This is a genomic window from Bifidobacterium rousetti (assembly GCF_008698235.1).
GTDB classification, from domain to species: domain Bacteria; phylum Actinomycetota; class Actinomycetes; order Actinomycetales; family Bifidobacteriaceae; genus Bifidobacterium; species Bifidobacterium rousetti.
This window is the reverse complement of record NZ_PEBH01000024.1, coordinates 1-6,208: the sequence shown is the minus strand read 5'-3', so window position 1 is coordinate 6,208 and position 6,208 is coordinate 1. Positions and strand designations below refer to the sequence as shown.

The window sequence follows — 6,208 nt, the reverse complement described above, 5'->3', positions numbered from 1 at the left end:
GCCTGGGGGTGCCGGGGGCGGTGTGAGCCCCCGGCCCGCCCGGGGCCCCGTCGCCGCGTCTCGCGTGGCGGCGGGTCCTCCCCCGTGTCCTGGAGGTTCCGGGGTTTATCGGCTGGTGGGGTCGGGGATGCCGTACAGGTGGCGGATGAGCGGGCCGAGCGGGTCGGTGAGGGTGTGGATGGTGTCGGGGTCGGGGTCGGCGGGCATGCGCGTGTGGGGTTTGATCTGCCGGTAGATGCAGGTGTTGACGCCGTCGTGGTGGACGCCGGTGTAGCGCAGGTCGTCGTGGTCGTCGATGGTCCACGTGTTCTCGTCCATGTCGGACCATGGGAGGTCGCGCAGGATGTCGCCGATGGTGTCGAATCCGGTGCGGGTGGTCATGGTGTGCGGTCCGTCCCAGAGTCCGGCGGTGCCGAGGACGGCCACGTCGCGTTCGAGCGGGATGGCGTCGAGGTTGGCCTGTTCGTCACTGAGGTCTTCCATGTTGTATTCGTCGACGGGCACGTCGTCGATGGTGAGGTCGCGGATGACGGTTTCGGGGTCGCCGCCGGCGGCATGGGCCTTGTCGAGGATGTCGTCGACAAGCCAGTCGCCGCTGGTGTCCTCGTCGTCGTGCAGGTGGTTGATGGCTTCGGTTTTGGCGTCGGCGAGGATCGCGTCGAGGTTCCCGGTGCCGTCGCTCCAGATGGTGATGGTCATGGTCTGGTTCCTTTCGTCGCGGCGGGGTTTCAGTCCTCGTCGTCGGGGGTGATGGTCTCGGGAAGCTGGTCCTTGTAGGCGTTGAGCGCGCGGTCGAGGGCGATGTCGAGGGTTTCGCCGTCGCACATGAGCTCGTTGGTTTCCTCGGCCCATTGCTCGAGCAGGTCGGGCATGGTGTCGGCGGGGATTTTGGCGGGGTCGACGCAGTGGGCGGCGAGCAGGCCCTCGTCGAGCAGGCCGATCACGTGGAGGCCGGCGGCGGTCGCGTACGCGTACGCGTCGGGTTCGATGGATGTGGCGGTGTCCGTGGCCTGCGTGTGGTGGTCGAGCCGGTCGATGAACCGCAGGAGGGTGAGATGTTCGGCCGGGCTGGTGGCGAACCGGTCGGCCATGCCGGTGAGGTATTCGCGGTATGCGCTGTTCATGGTGGTGTTCCTTTCCGGATTTGCGGGGCCGGCCCCGTGAAGGGGGCCGGCCCGATTGGTTTTCGGGTTCAGTTGCGGCCTCGGCGTTCGAGGACCCGGGCGCGGCGTGCGGGGCTGTCGTAGGTGGGCGGCATCTCGGTGTTGGCGGCGTGCCTGGCGGTGTGCCGGTATTCCTCGGGGTGGCGGATCATGTCGACGATGGCGGCGAGGCCGAACGGCGCCAGTGTGAGCGCGATGAGGAGGAGTCCCCCGCTGACGGTTTCGCCGTCGACCTCCATTTGCAGCAGTGTGTTGATGACGTTCCACATGGTGTGCTCCTTGACTTGTCTTGAAAAATGCCGATTGTGTTTTTTGCCCTCTTCGGGCAGCGAAAGCGCATCCCGCGGTCAAGCGGGTTCCGTCATAAGAACCCACCGACCTCCGGTCGTGTGGGGGCGTTGACGGGTTCCGCGGCGCGGGTACGATGAGCGCCGCCGAAGAAGGCAAAACACTCCCCCGAACCGCCGCAGGCGGTGAAGGGGAATGATGAGGCGCGGCCCCGCCCGTCTCGGGCGTGCTCGCGGCCAAAGGGGCGACGCGATAGGATCGGCCGCCCCAACGGGGCGGGTGATCGCGTCGCACCGCCGGACGCGACACGCAAGGGCTTGGGGCCGCGTCCGTTTCCTCCCGCCGGACGCCAGTCCGGCCTGGGGGTGCCGGGGGCGGCGTGAGCCCCCGGCCCGCCCGGGGCCCCGTCGCCGCGCCTCGCGTGGCGGTGGGTCTGGTTCGTGTGGGGTCAGTGGGTGTGGTGGCGCCGGTGTGCGCGGCGTTGGATGGCCTTGTGGGCGTCCTGGGTGAGGTCGGCGTCGAGGTAGCTGTCGATGTTGTCGATGTCGTCGGGGTCGCCGGGTTGGCTGTCCTCCCATGGTTCCTGTCCGATGGTGAACAGGGATTCAACCCTGTCGTGGAACTCGCTGTCCTGCATGGCCTGGTTGAACACGTCGAGGGCCTGCCTGGGGCTGTCGGTGCGGATGCCGACGACGTTGATGTACGTGTGGGTGACTTCGATCGGGTATGTTCTCGTCGTACGCGGCCGCTCCCCCGTGTCATGCCTGTCGTCGGCTTGCGGGACCGCGTGGTCGATCTCCCATTTGACGCGGCCGCGTAATTCGGTGATGGCGAGGAACTGGTCGCCGGTGGCGCCTCGGATGGCGTCGGTGAGCCGGTCGGCGTGGTCCGGCCCGTAGGCGTCGGCGAGGACCGCTCTGGCCTTGTCGGCGAGAACACCGATGGTCCTGTTCATGTCGTCAATCCGGTCGAGGATGCCGGTCAGTGTTTCGAGGGCGGTCGTTGTGTCGTGTGCCATAGTGTGTTCCTTTCAGTCGCGGTTCGTGTCGGATTCGGGACGGTGGATGTGGGTATGGACGGCGGCGCTGGGCGAGCATGGCCGGTGGTCCTGGTCGGTGTAGGTGATCGTGAGGGGCGTGTATCCGGGGGTCGTGTCCGGTGTCGTGGGGCTGTCGCGCAGCACCGTGAGCCAGGGACGCAGGTTGCGGACACTGGTGTTGGTGTTGGCGTTCAGCTTGTGGATCGTGTCGAGGGACGTGGCGGCGATCTGTGTGTACAGGGGTTTGACGATCGTGTGTTCGACGGCGATGTCGCGGGCGATGTCGGTGAGCGCGTCGATCCTGTCGGTCAGGTTGATGATCGTGGTGAGTAGCGTGTTCAGGTCGTCGATCACGTCGCGGCCGGCGATGGCTTCGGATTGCGGCATGGTGTTCCTTTCCGGTCCGGTCCCGCGCTGGGCGGGGCCGGACCTTGGTCTCGTGGATGAGATGGTTACTGGTGGTGGCGGGTGAGGATGGTGAGGGCCTGCTGGTAGGGCACGACCGTGTCGTGGCCGGGCGTGGCGGGGTCGACGGCCTGTCGCATGAACGGTTCGCAGGTGCTGAACGACTCCCCTTCCGTACCGTCCGGGGTGATCTCGATGCCGTCGAGCCAGTCGGCGGCGAGTCCCCGGATGGGTTTGCGGGGCCGGTGGATGAGGTAGAGGGCGGGGTGTTCCCCGCTGCCCGCGTGTCCGTCGTCGCCCCGGTGGAACACGTCCCATTCGCCGTCCGCGAGCCGGAACCTGAGGCGCAGCCGCTCCCCCGTGGTCGCGGCGGTCATCGCGTGGCCTCCTTGATGCGGTCGATGGCCTCATGGGCCTCCTCGGTGAGATCGGCGTCGATGCCGCCAGGATTGTATTCGTTGTGTCCGTCGGTCCATTCGATGCAGCTGGGCTGGTCCTCGGTGAGGTTTCCGGCGGTGTCGCGGAACATCCAGTCGTTCCACGCTTCCTTGAACAGGCGCCTGGCTTCCTCCTTGTTGTTTGCCTGGACGCCGATGACGGCCTTCTGCATGGCGGTGATGGTGAACGCGTACGTGGTCATCGTGTGTGCTCCTTCATGGTGTTGGTGAGGTTGGTGAGATCGTGGTCCGTGTCGTCGGGTCTGGTTTTGCCTTGCGGCTCCCAGTCGGCGTCCGGTTCCTGTTTTTCGGCCAGTAGGGTCGCCTTCTCCTTCAGGTGGGTGTGGGGGTCGTTCCACGCTTCCTGGAAGCGTTGTTCGGCGTCGAGGTCGTTGTCGGCGGTGATGCCGATGATGACGGTGCGTGTGACGGTGACGGCGAACGCGTATGTGTCTGGTGTCCGTGGCTGTGTGGCGTGGTCGGCGGCCTCGCGGGCTTCCCGGGTGAGGTCGATGTCGACGCAGGAGCCGCCGGTGGGTGTGCCGGTGGGTGTCCGGGGGTTGGTCGGGCCGAGGCCGACCCATCCGCATGGCTCCCATTCGGTGTCCGGCTGCTGCAGCGCGTTCATCCGGTTCCTGCACTCGTGGCGGAACCCGCTGTCCCACCACGCCTGTTTGAACAGGCGGTCGGCTTCGGTTTCGTTGTCGGCCTGGATGCCGACGACGAGGTGCCTTGGGGTGGTGATGTCGTAGGCGTACATGTTCATCGCTTCCCCTCCTTGCCAATGCGGTCGATGGCCTTGTGGGCTTCCTGGGTGAGGTCGGCGTCGTATCGGCCTTCCTGCGCGGTGTCGCCGAACATCCAGTCGACGGCGGGGTCTTCGTAGTGGTCGGATTCCTTGATGCAGCGGGTCTGGAACGTGTCGTCGTTCCACGCCTTGCCGAACAGGCGCATGGCCTCGGTTTCACTGTCGGCCTGGATGGCGATGGCGGCGGTGCGGGTGACGTCCACGTAGATCACGTACCGGTTCATCGCGTGTGCTCCTTTCCGATGCGGTCGGTGGCGTCGTGGGCGTCCTGGGTGAGGTCGGCGTCGACGTCGTCGGAATTGTATTCGCCGTGTTCGGCGGTCCATTCGACGTAGCTGGTTACGGGGTCGTCGGTAAGGTCGGCGGCGGTGTGGCGGAACTTCCAGTCGTTCCACGCCTCCTTGAACAGGCGGTTGGCTTCGGTTTCGTTGTCGGCTTGGACGCCGATGACGGCCGTCTGGCTGGCGGTGACGGTGAACGCGTACATGGGCATGATGCTGGTCCTTTCCTATGCGGCCCTTGGCAGCAGGGCCTGACTGTTTTTTCGCCCTCTTCGGGCAGCGCATGCGTTACCCGACCAAGCGGGTTCCGTCATAAGCGACACACCGATCCCAACGGGTCGTGTGTGGCGCGTTGACGGGTTCCGCGACTCGGGTAGGATGCCTGCCGCCGAAGAAGGCGAAACACTTCCCCGAACCGCCCGGAGGGCGGTGAAGGGGACAATCAAGTCGCGGCCCCGCCCGTCTCGGGCGTGTTCGCGGCCAAAGGGGCGACGCGATAGATTCGGACGCCCCGGTAGGGGCGGGAGAATCGCGTCGGCCCGGCGGCTGCGACACGCAAGGGCGTGGGCCGCGTCCGTTGTCCCCCGCCGGACGCCGGTCCGGCCTGGGGGTGCCGGGGGCAATCGCGCCCCCGGCCCGCCCGGGGCCCCGTCGGAGCCCCTTGGGCGAGGGCGGGTCTTGCCCGCCCTGGGGTTAGTGGGTTTCGTGGATGGGGGTCATGCCGGTGTGGCCGGATGGGGTGCGGTAGGGGGCTTCGGGTTGGTGGAAGCGGTGTTCGTATTCGCATGCCTGTACGGGAGTGAGGCTGGTGTCCCGTCCGGTGGTGGGGTCGTTTCCGGTGATGAGGAACGTGCCGTGGATGATGTCGGCGATGTCGCCGGCGTGCCCGTGCTGGTTGTCCTCCATGTAGCGCAACGCGCGGTTGGGGGTGAGTCCGCGTGTCTTGCCTTCCTCGTTGACGTAGCAGGACACGTCCTGTCCGATGGTGAGGTGTTCGATGGGGCCTTCGACGATCCGCTGTTTGGCTTCGAGGGTGTTGGGGATGCGGGTCAGTTGGGGGGTGTGGCCGGGGCGGATGATGAGGGCGGTGATCGTGCTGGTCATGATGTGTGTTCCTTTGTGTTCGGGGGTGGCCCGTCCCGTATGGGGTGGGCCACCCCGGTTGGTCGGTTTGGTCAGTCGCGTGCCGCCGCCCTGTCGCGCGTGTGGACGCGGAGGGCTTGCAGGACGAGGCCGGCGAGGGTGGTGTGTTCGTCGATGTTGAGGGCGGTGAGGGCGTGGATCACGGCGTGGTGGTCGTCGCCGGCGAGCCATTCGAGGAACGCGGCGGCGGCGTAGTCCTGCGCGTTCTCCCGGAGTCGGCCCTGTTGGCTGATGGCGTGGGCGATGCGTGTGGCGCGGTCCGTGTCGAATCGTTCGGGGTGGCCGATCACGGTGGTGAACGTGTGTTCGACCTGTTCGATCACGTCGGGGTCGTGAGGGTGTTCGACGGTTTCCGCGAACTCGGCGGCGGTCATGGTGGGGTTGACGGTCAGCTGGATGATGGCGTCGCGGGCGTGGATGTCGTGTTCGATGGCGTCGACGATGGTGGCGGCGTCGACGGGCGTGGCGTTGACCGCCTTGTAGAGGCGGGTCGTGTCGATGTGAAGGGTGCTGGTCATGATGTGCTCCTTGACTTGTCTAGAGAAATGCCGATTTTGTTTTTTGCCTTCTTCGGGCAGCGAAAGCGCATCCCGCGGTAAGCGGGTTCCGTCATAAGCGACACCCCGACCCCTTGGGGTCGTGTG

General features: G+C 66.5%; 12 protein-coding genes. All 12 read right to left on the bottom strand.

Annotated features, from left to right (window positions below; translation table 11 throughout):
* Positions 1 to 105: 105 nt before the first annotated feature.
* Positions 106 to 699, bottom strand: a complete 594-nt coding sequence (locus tag CSQ85_RS13250; protein ID WP_190973053.1) for a hypothetical protein — start codon at positions 697 to 699, stop codon at positions 106 to 108.
* A 29-nt stretch (positions 700 to 728) separates the two neighbouring features.
* Positions 729 to 1,124, bottom strand: a complete 396-nt coding sequence (locus tag CSQ85_RS12850) for a hypothetical protein (protein ID WP_150384348.1) — start codon at positions 1,122 to 1,124, stop codon at positions 729 to 731.
* Positions 1,125 to 1,192: 68 nt separating this feature from the next.
* The gene (locus tag CSQ85_RS12845) at positions 1,193 to 1,432 is read right to left on the bottom strand and encodes a hypothetical protein (RefSeq protein WP_150384347.1); all 240 of its coding nucleotides are present in this window, start codon (positions 1,430 to 1,432) and stop codon (positions 1,193 to 1,195) included.
* Positions 1,433 to 1,899: 467 nt separating this feature from the next.
* Entirely contained in the window at positions 1,900 to 2,469 is a 570-nt protein-coding gene (locus CSQ85_RS12840) for a hypothetical protein (protein ID WP_150384346.1), read from the bottom strand.
* A gap of 12 nt (positions 2,470 to 2,481) precedes the next feature.
* Positions 2,482 to 2,877, bottom strand: a complete 396-nt coding sequence (locus CSQ85_RS12835; protein ID WP_150384345.1) for a hypothetical protein — start codon at positions 2,875 to 2,877, stop codon at positions 2,482 to 2,484.
* A gap of 65 nt (positions 2,878 to 2,942) precedes the next feature.
* On the bottom strand, positions 2,943 to 3,272 hold the full coding sequence (locus tag CSQ85_RS12830; RefSeq protein WP_150384344.1) for a hypothetical protein: 330 nt from the start codon (positions 3,270 to 3,272) through the stop codon (positions 2,943 to 2,945).
* Positions 3,269 to 3,535: a hypothetical protein gene (locus CSQ85_RS12825; protein WP_150384343.1), complete on the bottom strand. Its 267-nt coding sequence runs from the start codon at positions 3,533 to 3,535 to the stop codon at positions 3,269 to 3,271. Before CSQ85_RS12825 ends, CSQ85_RS12830 begins: the two co-directional genes overlap by 4 nt.
* Positions 3,532 to 4,098: a hypothetical protein gene (locus tag CSQ85_RS12820; RefSeq protein WP_150384342.1), complete on the bottom strand. Its 567-nt coding sequence runs from the start codon at positions 4,096 to 4,098 to the stop codon at positions 3,532 to 3,534. The genes CSQ85_RS12825 and CSQ85_RS12820 overlap by 4 nt, the downstream gene beginning before the upstream one ends.
* Positions 4,095 to 4,364 (bottom strand): hypothetical protein, encoded by a 270-nt coding sequence (locus tag CSQ85_RS12815; RefSeq protein WP_150384341.1) that lies wholly within the window; start codon positions 4,362 to 4,364, stop codon positions 4,095 to 4,097. The genes CSQ85_RS12820 and CSQ85_RS12815 overlap by 4 nt, the downstream gene beginning before the upstream one ends.
* Positions 4,361 to 4,633 (bottom strand): hypothetical protein, encoded by a 273-nt coding sequence (locus CSQ85_RS12810; protein WP_150384340.1) that lies wholly within the window; start codon positions 4,631 to 4,633, stop codon positions 4,361 to 4,363. The genes CSQ85_RS12815 and CSQ85_RS12810 overlap by 4 nt, the downstream gene beginning before the upstream one ends.
* Positions 4,634 to 5,114: 481 nt before the next feature.
* Positions 5,115 to 5,525: a DUF3846 domain-containing protein gene (locus CSQ85_RS12805; RefSeq protein ID WP_190973052.1), complete on the bottom strand. Its 411-nt coding sequence runs from the start codon at positions 5,523 to 5,525 to the stop codon at positions 5,115 to 5,117.
* A gap of 71 nt (positions 5,526 to 5,596) precedes the next feature.
* Positions 5,597 to 6,082, bottom strand: coding sequence for a hypothetical protein (locus tag CSQ85_RS13245; RefSeq protein WP_190973051.1), 486 nt, complete (start codon positions 6,080 to 6,082; stop codon positions 5,597 to 5,599).
* Positions 6,083 to 6,208 lie beyond the last annotated feature (126 nt).

Coding starts and splice junctions, on each gene's coding strand:
- CSQ85_RS12815 (WP_150384341.1), bottom strand. CDS start 4,364: ATGAACCGGTACGTGATCTACGTGGACGTCACCCGCACCGCCGCCATC.
- CSQ85_RS12850 (WP_150384348.1), bottom strand. CDS start 1,124: ATGAACAGCGCATACCGCGAATACCTCACCGGCATGGCCGACCGGTTC.
- CSQ85_RS12845 (WP_150384347.1), bottom strand. CDS start 1,432: ATGTGGAACGTCATCAACACACTGCTGCAAATGGAGGTCGACGGCGAA.
- CSQ85_RS12825 (WP_150384343.1), bottom strand. CDS start 3,535: ATGACCACGTACGCGTTCACCATCACCGCCATGCAGAAGGCCGTCATC.
- CSQ85_RS12840 (WP_150384346.1), bottom strand. CDS start 2,469: ATGGCACACGACACAACGACCGCCCTCGAAACACTGACCGGCATCCTC.
- CSQ85_RS12810 (WP_150384340.1), bottom strand. CDS start 4,633: ATGCCCATGTACGCGTTCACCGTCACCGCCAGCCAGACGGCCGTCATC.
- CSQ85_RS13250 (WP_190973053.1), bottom strand. CDS start 699: ATGACCATCACCATCTGGAGCGACGGCACCGGGAACCTCGACGCGATC.
- CSQ85_RS13245 (WP_190973051.1), bottom strand. CDS start 6,082: ATGACCAGCACCCTTCACATCGACACGACCCGCCTCTACAAGGCGGTC.
- CSQ85_RS12805 (WP_190973052.1), bottom strand. CDS start 5,525: ATGACCAGCACGATCACCGCCCTCATCATCCGCCCCGGCCACACCCCC.
- CSQ85_RS12830 (WP_150384344.1), bottom strand. CDS start 3,272: ATGACCGCCGCGACCACGGGGGAGCGGCTGCGCCTCAGGTTCCGGCTC.
- CSQ85_RS12820 (WP_150384342.1), bottom strand. CDS start 4,098: ATGAACATGTACGCCTACGACATCACCACCCCAAGGCACCTCGTCGTC.
- CSQ85_RS12835 (WP_150384345.1), bottom strand. CDS start 2,877: ATGCCGCAATCCGAAGCCATCGCCGGCCGCGACGTGATCGACGACCTG.